The organism is Spirosoma sp. KNUC1025 (assembly GCF_045160025.1).
Taxonomy (GTDB): Bacteria; Bacteroidota; Bacteroidia; order Cytophagales; family Spirosomataceae; genus Spirosoma.
Genome location: NZ_CP087139.1, coordinates 5,319,603 through 5,336,422, shown reverse-complemented (window position 1 = coordinate 5,336,422; position 16,820 = coordinate 5,319,603). Strand labels below are relative to the sequence as shown.

Here is a 16,820-nt window from a genome sequence, read left to right as displayed (position 1 = left end):
CGAAGCCTGGAGTTATCTATTCATATACCCTGCATCCTGACAGGCAACTTATTCTTTTTTCAACAAGACCGGTATTTCCTGCTGACCATCCGTAGTCATGGCCATTTGCGCCAGACCAAGCTGATAGGCTTTCGGGATGGTTTCACCTTCGCCAATAGCCTGATAAAAACCCACCGAAAACGCCAGCGCAGCAGCGTCCTGTACCGACCGTGTCATGCCGATGACGTACGGAACGGATCGGGCAATTGCATCGGCCTGTTCGGCGGAATAACAGGCATTCATAACCACACACTGTACGGTGCCGTCAAAAGCGGCAAAAACCATTCCCAGGGCATTGGCCCCGATCAGTTTGACCGTACCATCGTCGGTTTCCAGACACAGCCCGTCGGCATTGCCATGACCCGAAAAATGAACGATGGATGGTTTTTCCCTGAGAATATAGCGGGTCATGTTCTGGGGCGTAACGGCCATGTTCGAGGTAAACAGAATCGCATCCCGGTGTGTCGACATGTTGAGTTCGGCCTTTATTTTTTCCGACTCAGCGCCCAGTCGAAGCTGCTGGGTATCGTTTGGGTTAGCGGCCAGAAACAGAATCCGTCGGGCCATTTTGTCGTTGCCCGGGTTGCTGCCGTCAGTGTTTACCATCACTTCTTTCTCCAGAATATCCAGGTCTTTGCTTTGGACACCTACATGGATCGTAACCCGTAACAATAAGGGGTACTGACCTGATTTTAGGGGCTTCACCCGAAATTTCCATTCGGTAGGTTCGCCGGGAAAAATAGCCTGCCGCTCGTTGTTGAACGTAGTAATGGCAAAGCAGTCGTCGCCGGAGCCATCAATCAGCCGGACGCTCATTTCATCGCCAACCCGGATGGTTTCGCGCACGCTGCTATCGCTTATTTTAAGCAACGTCTGCGCTACCTGACTATCGCCAATACGTACCTCACAGGGAAACGATTTACCGACCTGCATGATACTCGGAATATCGTAATCGAGTTGGCCCGAACGTAATGGTGACTGTGGCGTCGGGGGAGGGGGTGGCGCAGCTGCGGGTATATCAAGGGGCATTGCTTCCAGCAGATCCGCACTTCGGTCAGACGGACCCGCCGTTTGCGGAACAACCGCTTCAATAGCCAGAGCAGCCGCTACGTTCCTGTCAGAATCAAACGAGAACGGCTGTCGTTCCGTTGGTGGCTTGGCCCGTTGGCCACGGCTGTTACTGCCGAAGCCCCGCTCGGCCGATTCGGTCGTGTGTGTTCGGAAGTGGCTCCCGTTCGATGGGGATGTAGGCGTTGTGAACCCCCGGCCATCCTCTTTCTGACTGCTCTCCAGTATGGTATCAGGCTGACCCAGAACCAGTTCGTTAATCCGGCTCCTGAACTTCTCCGCGACTCTCGCAAAGCCCTCACCGTTGGGGTGAATTTCGTCGTACCACTCATTATCGGGTACGGTGCCCAGTGTGGGGATGTAGGAAACCGCTGGGAATTCACGGGCTACGGCAGTTAGTCGCTGGCTGAATGCATCCAGTATATAATGCAGAATACCCTTGCGGGTTTGCTGGTCCATAATACCTTTTTCGATCATGTAGCGACCCAGCCAGCCTTTGTTGGTTACACTCAGCGGAATGACATAATCATAACCATGAACCAGAATCTGTAGGTCGTGATATTTGTCAGTCAGCGTTTTAAAGATCGTGCGATACATAGCCTGCAGGCTATCCAGGTCTGAGGCCAGTAGGTTGTCAAGATAGGCCACTGGTGCTGAACCCGCCGGGACTCCCGCTTTGATGTACCGCCGGAACTGTTCACCCAGAATGTCGTTGCCGCCACCGCTCAGCACAAAAACGCGCGGGTTCTGCTCGTCAATGGCTTTCAGGTATTCCTCAATGGGCGGGTTACCGATAGGCATGGTCATGTTGCGGAGCGTATCGCCAGCGGCTGCAACGCAGAAAATAGCGTAATGAGCGGCCAGATGGTCGATGGTGTCGCTGACCAGCGGATGCTGAAACCACGAATCCCCTTCCGATACAATTTTGAGACGGTTGGGAAAATTCTTCAGGGTTTTCCGGTAGCGCCGGTTCCGTCGGGCGCGGGCAATCCGGTTAGCGAGGCCCATTCCCCACTCACCCAGAATCCCTTTTTCACGTAGCGGAACGTTTGCCGTCAGGTCCTGTAGAATAGATTTTAGCTGAATATTCGGAAACGCAGCACCCGGCACATTCTCGAAATAAAGCCCCAGGGCAAAATCCATCAGGTTTTCATCGTTGAGCATCTGCTGAATGGTGGCCGGTTCAACCTGATTATATACCGGATTCTGCCAGTGCAGCGCAATGGTTTGGGTTGTCCATCCGCGAACCACTGGCTTTTTAAGCATTCCCAGCCCTTTTCGTGTACCGGCACTACGTGTGTCCTGATCGGCCAGGGTTAGCGGGTCCGGCAGTTGGTCAAGCTGCATATCGAACGGGTCGAAGGGTTCGGTGCTGGCAATGAATTTAAAATACTCCACACGCTCGGGCCAGTTGTAGAGCGATATGATTTCGCTCAACCGAAACGGGATTACGGCTTGACCATCGTAGGCAAAACCAATGGACTTTCCTTTTTCCAGTCGAAAAACTTCATCGGGCAGCAGGGACAAATACGACTCAAAGCTCATGGTCAGATACAAGGCGCTGACGTACAGGTCCAGGTCTGATACGTTGGTGATTTCGACCCGCATCGGATGCTGCCACACGCCATCCGCTTTTGTACAGCTAAGCCTGGCCGATGAATCTGCCTTAATAGAAACAAGTTCCTCTACACCACCGGGCGGGCAATGCCAGATTTTTACGTTAAGTGGATTCGTTTTCAGGCCATTGGCTGCATCCTGATTGGTCAACTGGCGGATAAATTCCCAGCGGGCCACGTGGTTTAGGTCAGACGTCAGGACATCCAGTGCGTCGGACGAGTTGGCTTCAATAGGGAGTGCCAGCGGCCGATACGCATTGCCATCGTCGGGGTCAGTAGCCTGGATGGGGTAGGTCAAATAATATTGCCCTTTACGTCCCCGCACAACGTAATCGGCCTTCAGCTGGCCTGATCTGGTGATTTCTGGATTCGCTTGTCGGGTTACGCTGGCCGGTATTTCATCGGCTTCATCAATCTCTTCCAGCCGATCGCCCAACTGGGTCTGGAGTTGTGCAATTAGCGTGGCGCGGTCTTCCCGGCGCGTATCTTCCAACTGAAAGCCAACCCGAATCGTTTGCGCCAGAATGCCCATAATCTGGGTCTGATAATCGATCGTTTCGTCGGGTTCGGCAACGCTTTCCGGATCGGGAATCAATTTGGTATAATCCGGGAAAATCTGTTTCACCCGAAATTGTACCGACTGGACCTGGCCCGACGGGTCGATGCCGGTAACCGACGAATGCGACGCGCCGATGCCATGAATCGCTCCTTTGTTGAGTGCCCAGCCCGCATCGTTGTACGTAATGAGTCCCCGTAAGGCGGCATCCTTACCATCGGCCCGGTTGAGAAACGTGCGGTACAATAAACCATGGGAGCCACCCGCAACCCGAAAGCGTGGGTACTGTTCATACACGTTACGGAGATAAGCCCGCACTTTACTTTGCAGGTCTACGTAGGTGATACGTCCTTCGGAGCGGTCGAGAATATTGACCAGCGCTTTGGTAAATACGCCTTCGCCACCCACCTCCACCGCCGACTGGTGTGAATCGCAGGCTGCCATATGCACATGAACACCTTCTGGCAGGGCGCCATTGGTGCCCTTCTGCTTAATGTCGTTCCGGCTAATTTGGTCGCCAAAAATGAACTTCGACCAGTCGCGCGCGCCGAAAACAATTGGAATTCGTTTGGATACAGGGTTTTTACTGGCAAATTCCGTTTGGGCTACCTCAATAGCGCGGGTATTGTCGCCCGAGTGGCAGCAGTCGAACAGGGTAACGATATGCGGTTTTTTTGTTTGCCAGATGGTATTGATCAGATACCGTAACTCCTTGTCGGCCAGTCGGAAATTGTCGATACTGGTTTCGTCGTAATAGCAGGCAATACACTCCAGCCCTTCGTCCGTTTCCTCCGTCCAGACCGAGTCGGCCTGTTCCTGCGTACCGTGTCCGGAAAAATAAAACAGGACTACATCGTCGGGGCCGGCCTGTCCCAGATGCTCCTGAAAAAGCCGGACGATTTCAGCCTTTGTTGCCTGTTCATTATTGAGTCGTTCGATATGTAGCTCAAAAGCGGTTTGGGTGCTCAGGTAGCTGGCTATTTTGTCGGCATCGGCCACGCAGCCGTGTAAGACCGGAAAGCTGGCCACATTGTCGACAATCAGATTGGCCCGGTACATATTGACGCCAACAACCAGGGCGTACAGTTTGGGTAGGGGAGTGGGTTCAGGATTCATAAGAGCCGGAAGGGTTCAATAGTAATGGGGCGTGAATCAAAAATTAGATCGTTATCATGCACTCGCCGAGGCATTTGAGGCTGTCGTCGTCGCAGAAATAGCTGATGTGATCGCAGGCGATGGGCACCTGCTTTACCACCTGAGGGCCCGCTACGTCCTGAATGCTGGTTACGAGCACCGCGATGTCGTTGGCGTCGTGAAAAAGAAACGTATCGAGCAGGGTGTAAGCCGCCCGCTCTTTGAAACGTACCCAAATTTTGCGCCAAAGCGCCATATCTTTCTCGTAGACGACAGGCACTAGTTTGGTATTACCGGCAATGATGGTGTACGGCACGGAGGCTATCGTACCGTCGTTCAGACTGATCAGAAACTCCGAATCCTTGTGCATCTGACGGAGCGTCGTAAACATCCGGTTGGCTTGTTTCCCCAGCAGGGCCAGCGGAATCAGGTACGGCTTAACGAGCGCCGACCCATTGATGGCTTTTGTAATCAAGGGCACCACCATCGCTTCGACATCCGACCAGGGGGAGCCATGATTAGGCGTGCCGAGCATAATCAAATGATCGACGTACTGGCTACCCTGGCCTTTTTCGATCAGCCAGCGCGACACCAGCCCACCCATCGAATGCGCCATCAGGTGTAAGGTTTTACCGTCGGTAGCCTTGAAGCCAACCGCCTGAAGCCGATCGCTGAGTTGTTTGGCCGTCTGCTGAATCTCGGTGTCCAGGTTCTCGTAGTCGAAAGCCAGCACTACGTCATAGTGAGTCAGCATTGTGTCGCCCGTTGCCGTGAATTTAACCCGTCGTACGGCTTTAACCATCTCCTCTGTATCGCCGATAATGCCATGAATAAAGAGCAGAACCCGGCTTGCCTTTGCTACGGCATCAGTAATTTTTTGTAGCCCATCGGCCTCATCGTCCCGGATACGCGTCACATTTTCCTGCTCGTCGACAACGACCAGACTCAGTACGCCCGTTGGCTGTTTGGGCGTGACTAACTTTTTGAAAAACAGCTTGATGGAGCCGCCTAGGCTTCGGACGCCGATGGCCGTTGGGCGGGGTAACTGCTCCACCTCAACAACGCCTTTCCGCTCGAACCCAAGCGGGAAAAACTGGCCTGTCTCTTCGTCGTAGCCAAAGGGCAGGAGGGTTTCATTGGCCTGCAAATAGGCGGATGCATCGAGTTGAAACGGATGTTCGGGGGTTACGGAATCGCTGCCCTGAACATCCACTAATTCCACTACGTTCAGACCGGGCGAATTGCTCATGCCTCGAGTGCCTGTGTATGTATTGAGGGCGAACGAAATGGGCTGGGAGAAATCGTCGTCGAAAAAACGGTGAAAAGCGTCATTGACGGCTGACTCATTGCCCAGCGAGCGCGTAGCATCCTGTACGGAGGTGAGCGTTACGTTGGCACTGAGGGTTGGGTGCGGTTTAATAACCAGACCATGAACCAGCCCGTCTTTCGTGGGCGAAACCGTAGCTGAATCGGGTGGGCAAATGATGTTGAGCGTAACAGTACGCGCCGTCCAGTCGGGGAGTTTTGGGCGGGTCGGGGCAATAAGACCAATGCCTTTGTCCTGCGCATCACGCATGTTGACCAGATCAATGCCTGCCTGATTGTACTGATCCGTAGAAAAGTCTTCGGTCGAAATAAGCAGTTTGATGTGTTCTGTGATTTCATTGATTCCCAACTCTTTAAACTGTTCCATATCCGGCCATATGAAGAGTGGAAGCGTGCGAGAGCTATCGTAGGTCATCCAGGTCGATTGCCCCGGTGCCAGTTCCGCTTTTTGCAGGAACGCATTGCTTATTTCGTAGTTAACCGACAGGTATAAGCCGCTGACATACAGAGTTTCGGTGCTGTTGTTCGTCACCTTGAGCCGAATGTAGGGCCATTGCCAGTTGCCATCCTGAAACCGGTAATAACACGCTACCGGAGCAGCCGGATTCACAATCGACTCGGAAGGTGACGCATCGGTAGGCGCGTCGTAATCCGTGACTCGCTGCACCTCAATGGTAACATCCTTGTCCTGTAGGCGCGTGCGTGGATTATTGACATCCAGGAGCCTGTGCCACCGCATAACGGTCTCTATTTTATCGGCCAGATCTACTACAGCAGCTTTGTCGTACCCGTCTACCGGCAGAAAAAGCGGACTGCCACTGGTCGGCAGGGATAACCAGAGTTTTTCGTTTCCGGCACGTATCAGAAACCGGGCATCGGCCACCTGATTGGTCAGGCTGAACGTATCGTAGGTTGATTTTCGCAACTCGCTTAGCGCAGACTCAGCTTTTGGATCGCTATCGCGCCCGACAGCGATCCGAACCTGTTGATCGGCCGGTGGCTGATACCGAACCCGATACTGTTGAGCTGTATCCAGATCGGTGGTGCCGGAAGCAATCGCGCTACGTGCCACGGCTACATCGCCCAGCGTAATGTCGGTTTCTGGCTCAATCAGCCTTAGTTTACCCCCCGACTGGATGCCCTGGACTTTGCCTGCATTAAGCCACCACTGCCCTTTATCGAAGCTGACGAGCCACGAATCGGCCAGGGTTTCGGAACCCGTCAGAAACAACGTACGGCCAACCCCGGCCTGCGTTGATTCCAACTGTGGTGCCTGCGCATCGACCAGTTGAGCCGCCCGGATTGTTGCCTGCTGAATCAGGCTGTCGTACGAAATACGCCCACCCTGTTCTTCCAGCGCTGCGATAGCCGAATACGTAAAAACGCCATGACGCTCGCCATTGATGGTTTTTTCTTTGGCTGTCTGATAGCTTTTGGCCGCTGCCAGCAGAAGATGCCGCCCCGTTGGTGGAGCTACCTCTAACTGACCATCCGGGTGTTCCGTTTTATGATACGATTCGTAGCCTACGTAGTCGGCCAGCGTCCCTGGTGTAAACGAGGGTTCGACCATTCGGACCTGGATATCCACCGCTTCCGCAAAGCGGGTGCTGTGCCCCGAATGGCAGCAGTCCATCATGGCCACAAAATGAATATTCTTTTGCTGGTTAGCTTTCCAGATCAGGTATGCCAGTTCCTTATCCATCAGGTCTCGTCCGCCGGGCAGACGGCTGTCGTACAGCACGATGGATTCGTTCATGCCATCGGATTCGGTCCAGAATTCCTTAGGGGCAGCCGCCTGAGAACCATGACCGCTGTAGTAGAGGAAGCAAACATCATCATCCTGAGCGGCATCGAAATGGGTAAAGGCGTCGATAACCGCCTGACGAGTAGCCGCATCATCCTGCAACACCCGGAGTTTGAGCTGTTTAGGGAAATGAGTTTCCAGATAGTTTTCCATCAGGAGCATGTCGTTCACGCAGCCACTGAGCCGATGCTGGGGAATAGGATACTCGTTGATGGCAATCAGAAGGGCATATACAGTAGGCATTTTCAGAAAGGGTATAGGTATACGAATCGGTCAGGTAACCAGCTAAAAGTTTGAGCCTAATGCAAGCTTTATTACGTGATTGGTCTAACCTTTTTAGTATACGGTAGCTTTCGGGATAAGCGCCCTTTATCGTTTCTTTTTATCGGCTACGCTGGCCGTATCTGACTGAATACGTTACGGTTCTGTAGGGAGGATAACAAGCTGGCTTACAGGTTTCGGAACCTATTATTTCAATGTAGCATGGGCTGGTTTCGGGTAAACAGTACCGCTTACTAATATCAGATCTTTTTAATTGACAAAGGATTAGGATGTCATATGAATAAGATATAGTTTTTAATGCTTATTCCTCTTACTACTCACCTCTTCCTCATATGTTCACGGCATCTACCCATAATTCCCGAAGTTTTGGTCTTGATTTGATGCGCTCTCTTGCCATCCTCTTCGTTTTGCTTAGTCACTTTGTTCACAAATGGAATTTTTTAGGTTTTCTGGGCGTGGAAATCTTCTTTGCCCTCAGCGGCTTTCTTATCGGTGGCATCCTCTGGCGAACATTTTCGGAAAGCAACGGATGGAGTGGTGCGCAAGTTTTAAATTTTTGGCAGCGTCGGTGGTGGCGGACACTACCCAATTACTATTTATTTCTGATTGTCAACCTTATTTTTCACCCGCTATACTACCATACACTGCCATCCTTTTCCTATCTGGTTAAGTTCCTGTGGTTTGGTACTAATCTTCTCACTCATCGATCCGACTTTTTCAATGTATCCTGGTCGCTGGCGGTTGAAGAGTGGCTTTACCTGCTGTTTCCGTTGATTCTATTTTGTTTGAGCCGGTTTATACCTGCCAAGCATAGCGCCTACGTTTTTTCGATACTTACCATCATTCTAGGCTGTACGTTAATACGTCAGTATCTATTAACAACGCCGGCTGCTCATCATATTCGCGGAATAACGCTGGCCCGACTCGACGCTATCGGGTACGGAATTGCTCTCTCGTATGCGCTGACCATCCTGCGACTTGACCGTGCGGAACGACTGCTTTTGTTTTGCTTTGGCATTATACTCATGGCTGCGCCTTTCTGGCTGAGCTACCTGTCGGAGCAATCACTGGCTACTTATTTACCGACGCACCCATTTTTGCTAACGTCTACGCCTTTAGGAGCTGCACTTTTATTGCCTCTGACACTTCAAATTCCCAGGCCAAACCTGAGGATTTTAGGTATGGCTATAAATCGTATTTCGCTGTGGTCGTATTCGATTTATCTGTGCCACGTTCCCATTATGATGCTTGCTTATAAGTTTGTATCGAATACCACGCTTCTTGGCGCTGCGTTGCCCAAGCTTGTAGGTATTGTGGTGACGATAGTGCTGTCGGGCTTACTGTATCATTATTTCGAGCACCCACTAACTAAACGGCGACCAGCCGAGCTTACCCAGAAGCCTATGCTGGTGAGTTAGATGATTTAATTCAGGGATTTGTAGTAGGCAGTTCGACAACTTTTCGAAAAGTTGTCGAACTGCCTACACACGCTCGTACTCGACAAAATCAAACGAAACCGCGTGTCGCTCATCGGCCGGGTGGGGAATTCGGCTAACTTCCCGCCATTCACTTTTATTGAATTCAGGAAAATACGTATCGCCCTCGAAAGCCTGATGGATTTCTGTTAGGTATAACGTAGTGGCAATGGGTAGAGCAAGCTTATAAATTTCAGCTCCGCCAATTATAAAGATCTCGTTGGTCTGATACTGCTGCTTATCTACGTTTAGGGCTTCGGCAAGCGCTTTGTCCAGTGAATTGACCAGGGTTACGCCTTCAGTCTTAAACGTTGGGTTGCGGGTAATCACAATGCTGGTCCGGTTGCGTAACGGCTTCCCGAGCGCTTCCAGCGATTTACGACCCATAACAATGGCATGGTGGCTGGTTTTTCGTTTGAAAAACGCAAAATCATCGGGCAGATGCCAGGGCATGTCGTTGTCGCGACCAATAATTCCGTTCTGTGCTACGGCAGCAATGAGACTTATTTTCATAATGATTGACTTGTTGAATGATTGAGTTGTTGAATTGTTTAGATAAGTAATTCAATCATTCAGGCACTCGTTTACTCACAATTTTCTTCTTCTTTCTGCCAGTTCTCGCCAGGTAGTCAGGATGATACCTTCTTTATCGATGAACGCTTTCAATGCCGGGTCTATCATGGCAAGCATATCGCCCCTGCGGGTCTGGCCTGAACCGCTGATCTGCTCGAACGTTGATGTCGGAGCTGTACAGTGCATAATGATGTAGATTAGCCCCGGTTTAGCCGAGTTGATAAGTTCAATGAATTTCTGAGTTTTATACCGCTGGATGTTCTCGTCAGTAGCGGCAATTTCAGTTGGCAGTGTCCAGCCGTAGCTTGTGCCATCAAGATCATCGAGAACGGGTAAGCCAGCATCCCAGAGTTGCTTGCCTACCTGCTTGATCAACTGCTGCTGCTCAGCAGGTACGTTATTGGCTTTAATAATCAAAGAAGCATGGCCGCCGGGAAACAGAATCGGGATTTTTTCCTCCATCGCCACTTTTACGTACCGCATCAAAAATTTGGGCTGAAACAACGTACCCATATGCGAATCCATGTGGGTGGGCTGAACGCCAAATGCCCGATAGCGAGCCAGTTGCGCCCGGATTTCTGCTTCGACCTCATCGGCCGACGCATGTTGAACAACCTGCTCCACGGAGTGCCAGAAAGCGCCCTGCTCATCGTACAGACCGGGCGCTTTCTCTTTGCCAACCAAGGGAGACCACCGATAATTGTTCCATTCGGAAGTTAGCGTCAGGTGAACGCCAGCATCTACATCCGGGTGCTTTTTCAGGTAATCGAAAAACTGAGGTACCCAGCCGCAGGGCATCATTACGCTGGTCGAATTAGCGATGCCTTTGTCGATGGCAGTCATCGTCCCCACGTTCGAATCATAGCTCATGCCAGCATCATCGACATGAAGGATAACCACCTTCTTCCCTTTGGGAAAGCCCAGCTTTTCGGCGTACGTTTCGGTTTGCGCATACGTAACGCTACAACCGATGAGGGCAAGAAACAGACAGATAAATAGACGTTTCATGAATGGTTAGATTTAGGAATACGAAAATACGCGCGAGCAAAATCATTCGAATTCTGGCAATCATTTAAATCGTGTAAATCCAGGTTCACAGACGATTCCCCCGCAAAAACTCTTCAGCCGTCATCCGCCGTTTGCCTTCCGCCTGTAACGATTCGATACGTAACCAACCGTCGACCGCCCGAACCAGAATCGCTTTTTTATTGTCGGAATAGGCCTGCCCCGGTTCAGCCGCAAACGGCGATTCGTTGGCGATAGAAACGTCGTATACCTTGTACGATTTTCCATTGATCAGTGTCCAGGCAGATGGATAGGGCGACAATCCGCGGACAAAATTACGTATCGGGTGGACGGACTGATTCCAGTTGATTTCGGTTGTCTCGCGGCTGAGTTTGGGAGCTGCTTTCAGGGTATCGGAAACCGGTTGCGGAGTACGCGGATATTCACCAGCCTCAATAGCCCGAACGGTTTTCAGCACCAGCTCAGCGCCACGTTCCATCAGCCGGTCATGCAACGTACCGGCTGTGTCGTCGGGGTAAATCGGCTCTGTATCCTGAAAAATCATCTGGCCGGTGTCAATTTCCTTTTCAATGAAAAACGTAGTGACCCCTGTTTCGGTCTCTCCATTAATGATGGCCCAGTTGATGGGAGCCGCTCCCCGGTACTGCGGCAACAATGATCCGTGCAGATTGAACGTACCAATCGTAGGCATCGCCCAAACAACCTCGGGCAGCATTCGAAAAGCAACAACCACTTGTAAGTCAGCCTGATAACTGGCCAGTTGCTCCAGAAACGCGGGGTCACGGAGTTTTTCGGGTTGAAGAACGGGTAAATTGACCGCTTCAGCCGCTTTTTTAACAGGTGAAGCCCTTAGCTGTAAGCCACGTCCAGACGGCCGGTCGGGTGCCGTGACCACAGCAACAACCTGATAGCCTGCACCTAAAAGTCGCTGAAGGCTGGTGACGGCAAAATCGGGCGTACCCATAAAGACAATACGAAGCGGCTGAGGCATAGTTTCAATATATGGTTTTGGCTGTGTGATTGCCGGATAAATTTTATCATTAACTCAGACACCAGTAACCAACCAGTACCGATAGCCGTTTTATAGAACCTGGTGGTTATGTGTTGAAATAGCCGGGAAGTCTTTTTACTTTTGTCCCACAAAGGCGTCTGGTTGGGGTACTGACTGGCCAATAAATGATCTCGCTCATGCGACGAACTTTTGATCATCTTTCAGAACCGTTCGCTTCGGATATCCGACGGCGACACTGACGCAGCTGCAAAGAAAGCCAATTTGGTTGCAGAACGGTCGGGGTACCGTTCTTTTTGTTTTTAAGGCGCATCCCAAACCAATGTGAATAAACGAGTAAGTAGTTAAGTATTATGGGAAAAATTTCATATTATACCCAAGAGGGACTCGATCGACTCAAAGCGGAGTTGAATGATCTGAAAACCAAAGGCCGGGCAGCTATTGCTCGCCAGATTGCTGAAGCTCGCGACAAAGGCGATCTGAGTGAAAATGCGGAATATGATGCCGCTAAAGATGCGCAGGGTCTGCACGAGCTGAAGATATCGAAGCTTGAGGAAGTGCTGTCGAATGCACGCGTACTGGATGAATCAACCATCGATGCTTCTCAGGTGTCGGTGCTTTCCAACGTAAAGATCAAGAATAAGAAAAACGGGACCGTAGTCACGTATACACTGGTTTCGGAAGAAGAAGCTGACTTGAAGGCCGGTCGGATTTCGGTGGGTTCTCCAATCGGTAAAGGTTTGCTTGGCAAACGTGTCGGTGAATCTGTCGAAATTAAAGTGCCCGCTGGCGTACTGGAATTTGAAGTAATTGACATCGGACGGTAAACAAATGATAAATTATGAATGATAAAAGATGAATGAAAATACTATTCTCAGCATCATTCATCCTTTATCATTCATAATTTACCATTATCCTCATGGCTTCTATTTTCTCCCGTATTGTGGCTGGTGAGATTCCAGCGCATAAAATCGCTGAAACCGACGATTACTTCGCTTTTCTGGACGTAATGCCCACGGCTACAGGCCACACGCTTGTTATTCCGAAAAAAGAGGTGGATTATCTGTTCGATCTGGACGACGACCTGTATCTGGGGCTGATGGCGTTTGCCAAAAAAATTGCACCAGCTATTGAGAAAGCGGTTCCCTGCAAACGGATTGGTGTTGCCGTCGTTGGACTGGAAGTGCCTCATGCACATGTGCATCTGATTCCGCTCAATTCGATGGCCGATATGAATTTTCACAACAAATTAAAGCCGACGCCGGATGAATTAGCCGCTACAGCCGCTCAAATACGGGCGTTTCTGTAAAGGTTGAAACAGGTGTTGGTTTTCCCGTTGGAATCTATGTAATTTTACTCCGTAACTGCCACTGGCAGTACACCTTTAGCTGTCTTAGAAAAACCTGCGGGCCATGTTGCATGCAGGTTTTTTTGTTGTCGCGCCAGCGGCAGCTATTTACAGCAGAAGGTATGTCTCTGCCGCGTTAACTCAATCGATCCTTGAAGCTTTCATACCCGTAAGTTCTGATTAACTGGAACGACTCATTTTCTTTCCAGACGCCAATACTGGGCAGATTGACTCCATTGAACGTAGTGGTTTTCACCATTGTGTAATGGATCATATCGTCAAACACCAGCTTGTCGCCGACAGCAAGCGTCTTATCGAACGAATAATCGCCCATAAAATCACCGGCCAGACAGGTCATTCCGCCCAAACGGTACGTAGGTTTATCGGCAACCGGTTCGTGATAGGAATGGATAATTCGGGGTTTATAGGGCATTTCCAGCGTATCGGGCATGTGGGCTGCAAAGGACGTATCCAGAATAGCTACCTGAATGCCCTGACTATCAATGATATCCAGAACGGTCGATATCAGTACGCCCGTTTGCCAGGCAATGGCTGAACCGGGTTCCAGAAGGATATCCACGTTGTATTTCTCCCGAAAATTCTTCAGCAATCCAATCAGGTGATTGGTGTCGTATCCTTCGCGGGTCATCAGATGGCCTCCGCCAAAGTTGACCCATTTGGCCTGATGGAGCAGATCACCAAAACGGCTTTCGAGCGCATTGAGCGTACGTTCCAGCGTGAAGGAATCGTTCTCGCAAAGCGTGTGAAAATGAATACCTTCCAGGCCATCGGGCAACTGATCCGGCAATTGGTCGCGCGTGGCACCCAGCCGGGAACCCGGCACGCAGGGGTTATACATGTCCGTGGCTACTTCCGAATACTGCGGATTGACCCGAATACCACAGGAGACCGGTTTGTTTGCAACCCGATGCTTAAACCGTTCCCACTGATTCCAGGAGTTGAACGTCAGATGGCTGCTACGTTCTACCACTTCATCAAATTCATCGTCACGGTAGGCCGGAATGTAGGTATGCGCTGGTACGCCCATGTACTCGTTGACGAGCTTGATTTCATTGAGTGAACTGGCGGTGGCGCCACTCAGGTATTCACGTACCAGCGGAAACGCACTAAACATTGAAAACCCTTTCAGCGCCAGAATGATGGTCACGCCAGCCGCCCGTTGTACGGAATCAATCAGTTCGAGGTTTCGACGGAGTTTGGCTTCTTCCAGCACGAAGCAGGGGGACGGGATTGTCTCCAGGTTTTGCAGCAGATTCGTATTCATGCCGCAAAGGTATAAAACTAATCTCCTTTGCGTTTGGGATAATCCATACCGAATAACACAACGAGTGAATACCGAACCCGTAACGGCACTCCCGATTGACTGCCCGGAATCCATAAGGGCATGTCGTTGATAACACGTATTGCTTCTTCGTCACAACCATACCCCAGGCCAAGTCTTCGTTCGATATGGGTGATTTTACCATCTTTTTCGACGATAAATGAGGTAACAACCTTGCCCTTGATTTTGGCCGCTATCGCAGCAGGTGGGTATTGAGTGTTACGTTGCAGGTAGTCGTACAAGGCCTGTCTGCCGCCCGGAAATTCAGGATTTTTTTCTACGACCAGATACACATCTGAATCCGGCGAATGGCTGGATTGTGCCAGACAGCTTGTAGCACTTTGAACCAAGCCGATACACAGTGCTAACGTGTAAATAAACGTCGGGCGATACGTAGTAAAATGAGTGTGCATAGTGAATAAAGTTGTTCTGCGCCGTAGCTGAGTTACTAGTAGTTGAGCTATGCCATATCTTGAAGATATGGCATAGCTGCCAACGAGTCGATTACTCCAGCGTAAACGCAATTGGAAGGTTGAACTTCACCCGGACGGCTCGGCCCGACTGCTTACCGGGTCGCCAGCGGGGCATTTTCTGCATGACCCGGATGGCTTCTTCATCACAGCCAAACCCGATTCCTTTCAGTAGCTGCAAATCGGTCAGCGTACCGTCGGCGTTAACAACAAAACTCACATAAACCCGACCTGACACCCCAGCCGCGGCCGCTGCTCTCGGGTACTTGAGGGTATTGCCCAGAAATTTTTGAAGAGCCTCTATACCGCCCGGAAACTCAGGCATCTGTTCAACCGCCACAAACGGCAGATCGGGTTTGGCTTCTAATTCAACGGCTTTTTCCTGAACAGTTGGTGCACTGGCTTCGGGCGCCATGATGACCTCTTCAACACCCGTTCCTTCGGCGGTTACAGAACCGGACGTAGCGTCTTTCAACTGGTCGGTAGTAGGAGGGAGCACTTCGTCCACTACGTCGGCTTCGGGCTTAACGAGGAGGGGCAAATTGCGTACCGTGTTGACGGCTGGGGCTTTCTCAACGGGGGGCAGCTTGATTGGCTTTTCGAGGGGTGTATCCGGCAGCTTGATTAATTTTGCGCTGATCATTATCTGATCGTCAACCAACTGATTTGTTTTGAAAAAATGACCATAAATCGTTGGGACGGACAGGCCAAGCAAAAACAAACCGACCCCTACCCCCAATGCGCGGGTAAGGGCCGGTCGATAGTTTTGGCGAAGGTCAAAAGCGCCATATGCCTGATGGCGGGCTTGAAAAATAATGTCGTCGAACGTTAACGTAATCGACTCAGGGGTTGACATGTGACGCATGGCATCATGGAGTTTGTTGTATACCCCATGGATGGCGACACCGGCCAGATTCCACAAAACCGGTTACAGGCCGTCGTATTTGGTTATGAGCTGGATGGCGTCCGCTTCGGTTTTCACGTTTAACTTTTCTGCCTTTACAAACGCATTTAATTCCTCCTTACGATCGCCGAGCGATTCAATAATAGCCTTATCGGAAAGCTTTACTTTAACCAGCGTTTGGTCGGGCTTGAGCAGGTAATAGGACGATACGGGTTTGAATTCGTCGTACCGGATGTCGTTTGAATACGGGTTTTTATAGTCAGCTTTTCTGAACGTTTTCACAACCCGTTTTAGCAGTGCCGACTTTGACTGATAGAGTACCAGAAAATACCCTTCTTTTAAGGATTCATCATCCGTTTTTGCGCCAGGAAACCGCCGGAATACGTAAAAATGTCCGTCAGAACTGTTGAATTGAAAGGATTTTACCTGGCTGGAATTCACAATTATAGAATCGCTGCCAACCCACGTCCGGAGTAAAATCAATTGCTGGCGATACGCATCGAACTTGATGGGTACGTCTTTATAATTCTGCCCGGCCATCATTTCAATCTGCCCTTTGTTCCATTCGGGCAAAAAATAGGGGCTACCCCGTAACCCCTCGTAGCGATGGTCAATGGTATTTACCATGGTGTAAGGGCCCGCCCCGACAATCTGACTGGTTGACTGATACGTTTCGTAGCCGTTACGTTGAGCGTTTGGGTTGTATTGCTGATCGGAACGGGTTTTTGTGGTATCAGGCTTTTGAGCGAAAACACCTAAAAACAATACAGAAAACAGGGCCGTCAACGTAAAGGATTTCATATGAATATGGTTTTGCTGGATAATCAGCCAAGTAACGAAAAATCCCG

12 protein-coding genes are annotated in these 16,820 nt (G+C 50.6%); 3 read left to right on the top strand and 9 right to left on the bottom strand.

Annotated elements, in window-relative coordinates; genetic code table 11:
• Positions 1–48: 48 nt before the first annotated feature.
• Positions 49–4,395, bottom strand: a complete 4,347-nt coding sequence (locus tag LN737_RS23345; RefSeq protein WP_405512452.1) for a caspase family protein — start codon at positions 4,393–4,395, stop codon at positions 49–51.
• A gap of 43 nt (positions 4,396–4,438) precedes the next feature.
• Positions 4,439–7,786 (bottom strand): caspase family protein, encoded by a 3,348-nt coding sequence (locus LN737_RS23340; RefSeq protein WP_405512450.1) that lies wholly within the window; start codon positions 7,784–7,786, stop codon positions 4,439–4,441.
• Positions 7,787–8,157: 371 nt separating this feature from the next.
• On the opposite strand from LN737_RS23340, the gene LN737_RS23335 reads away from it, so the two are divergent.
• The gene (locus LN737_RS23335) at positions 8,158–9,243 is read left to right on the top strand and encodes an acyltransferase (protein WP_405512448.1); all 1,086 of its coding nucleotides are present in this window, start codon (positions 8,158–8,160) and stop codon (positions 9,241–9,243) included.
• Positions 9,244–9,306: 63 nt separating this feature from the next.
• On the opposite strand, the gene LN737_RS23330 is transcribed toward LN737_RS23335, so the two are convergent.
• From LN737_RS23330 to fmt, 3 genes are all read right to left on the bottom strand, one after another.
• Complete coding sequence (locus LN737_RS23330; protein WP_405512446.1) at positions 9,307–9,813, bottom strand: dihydrofolate reductase; 507 nt, start codon at positions 9,811–9,813, stop codon at positions 9,307–9,309.
• Positions 9,814–9,888: 75 nt separating this feature from the next.
• Positions 9,889–10,881, bottom strand: coding sequence for a polysaccharide deacetylase family protein (locus tag LN737_RS23325; RefSeq protein ID WP_405512444.1), 993 nt, complete (start codon positions 10,879–10,881; stop codon positions 9,889–9,891).
• Positions 10,882–10,966: 85 nt separating this feature from the next.
• The gene (gene fmt / locus LN737_RS23320; RefSeq protein WP_405512442.1) at positions 10,967–11,890 is read right to left on the bottom strand and encodes a methionyl-tRNA formyltransferase; all 924 of its coding nucleotides are present in this window, start codon (positions 11,888–11,890) and stop codon (positions 10,967–10,969) included.
• Between the two features lie 371 nt (positions 11,891–12,261).
• Here fmt and greA point away from each other — a divergent pair, with 371 nt between their 5' ends.
• Complete coding sequence (gene greA / locus LN737_RS23315; protein ID WP_405512440.1) at positions 12,262–12,735, top strand: transcription elongation factor GreA; 474 nt, start codon at positions 12,262–12,264, stop codon at positions 12,733–12,735.
• A 92-nt stretch (positions 12,736–12,827) separates the two neighbouring features.
• Positions 12,828–13,217, top strand: a complete 390-nt coding sequence (locus tag LN737_RS23310; protein WP_405512439.1) for an HIT family protein — start codon at positions 12,828–12,830, stop codon at positions 13,215–13,217.
• Between the two features lie 175 nt (positions 13,218–13,392).
• On the opposite strand, the gene nspC is transcribed toward LN737_RS23310, so the two are convergent.
• The 4 genes from nspC to LN737_RS23290 form a co-directional block, all read right to left on the bottom strand.
• Positions 13,393–14,541 (bottom strand): carboxynorspermidine decarboxylase, encoded by a 1,149-nt coding sequence (gene nspC / locus LN737_RS23305; protein WP_405512436.1) that lies wholly within the window; start codon positions 14,539–14,541, stop codon positions 13,393–13,395.
• A 17-nt stretch (positions 14,542–14,558) separates the two neighbouring features.
• Positions 14,559–15,011, bottom strand: a complete 453-nt coding sequence (locus LN737_RS23300; protein WP_405512434.1) for an energy transducer TonB — start codon at positions 15,009–15,011, stop codon at positions 14,559–14,561.
• A gap of 91 nt (positions 15,012–15,102) precedes the next feature.
• Positions 15,103–15,933, bottom strand: coding sequence for a TonB family protein (locus LN737_RS23295; protein ID WP_405512432.1), 831 nt, complete (start codon positions 15,931–15,933; stop codon positions 15,103–15,105).
• A gap of 63 nt (positions 15,934–15,996) precedes the next feature.
• On the bottom strand, positions 15,997–16,773 hold the full coding sequence (locus tag LN737_RS23290; RefSeq protein WP_405512430.1) for a hypothetical protein: 777 nt from the start codon (positions 16,771–16,773) through the stop codon (positions 15,997–15,999).
• Positions 16,774–16,820: the final 47 nt, after the last annotated feature.

Bases quoted from the DNA above. Each gene is read 5' to 3' on its own strand.
- fmt (WP_405512442.1), bottom strand. From the start codon at position 11,890: ATGCCTCAGCCGCTTCGTATTGTCTTTATGGGTACGCCCGATTTTGCC.
- LN737_RS23310 (WP_405512439.1), top strand. From the start codon at position 12,828: ATGGCTTCTATTTTCTCCCGTATTGTGGCTGGTGAGATTCCAGCGCAT.
- nspC (WP_405512436.1), bottom strand. From the start codon at position 14,541: ATGAATACGAATCTGCTGCAAAACCTGGAGACAATCCCGTCCCCCTGC.
- LN737_RS23335 (WP_405512448.1), top strand. From the start codon at position 8,158: ATGTTCACGGCATCTACCCATAATTCCCGAAGTTTTGGTCTTGATTTG.
- LN737_RS23345 (WP_405512452.1), bottom strand. From the start codon at position 4,395: ATGAATCCTGAACCCACTCCCCTACCCAAACTGTACGCCCTGGTTGTT.
- LN737_RS23330 (WP_405512446.1), bottom strand. From the start codon at position 9,813: ATGAAAATAAGTCTCATTGCTGCCGTAGCACAGAACGGAATTATTGGT.
- LN737_RS23340 (WP_405512450.1), bottom strand. From the start codon at position 7,786: ATGCCTACTGTATATGCCCTTCTGATTGCCATCAACGAGTATCCTATT.
- LN737_RS23325 (WP_405512444.1), bottom strand. From the start codon at position 10,881: ATGAAACGTCTATTTATCTGTCTGTTTCTTGCCCTCATCGGTTGTAGC.
- LN737_RS23300 (WP_405512434.1), bottom strand. From the start codon at position 15,011: ATGCACACTCATTTTACTACGTATCGCCCGACGTTTATTTACACGTTA.
- greA (WP_405512440.1), top strand. From the start codon at position 12,262: ATGGGAAAAATTTCATATTATACCCAAGAGGGACTCGATCGACTCAAA.
- LN737_RS23290 (WP_405512430.1), bottom strand. From the start codon at position 16,773: ATGAAATCCTTTACGTTGACGGCCCTGTTTTCTGTATTGTTTTTAGGT.
- LN737_RS23295 (WP_405512432.1), bottom strand. From the start codon at position 15,933: ATGCGTCACATGTCAACCCCTGAGTCGATTACGTTAACGTTCGACGAC.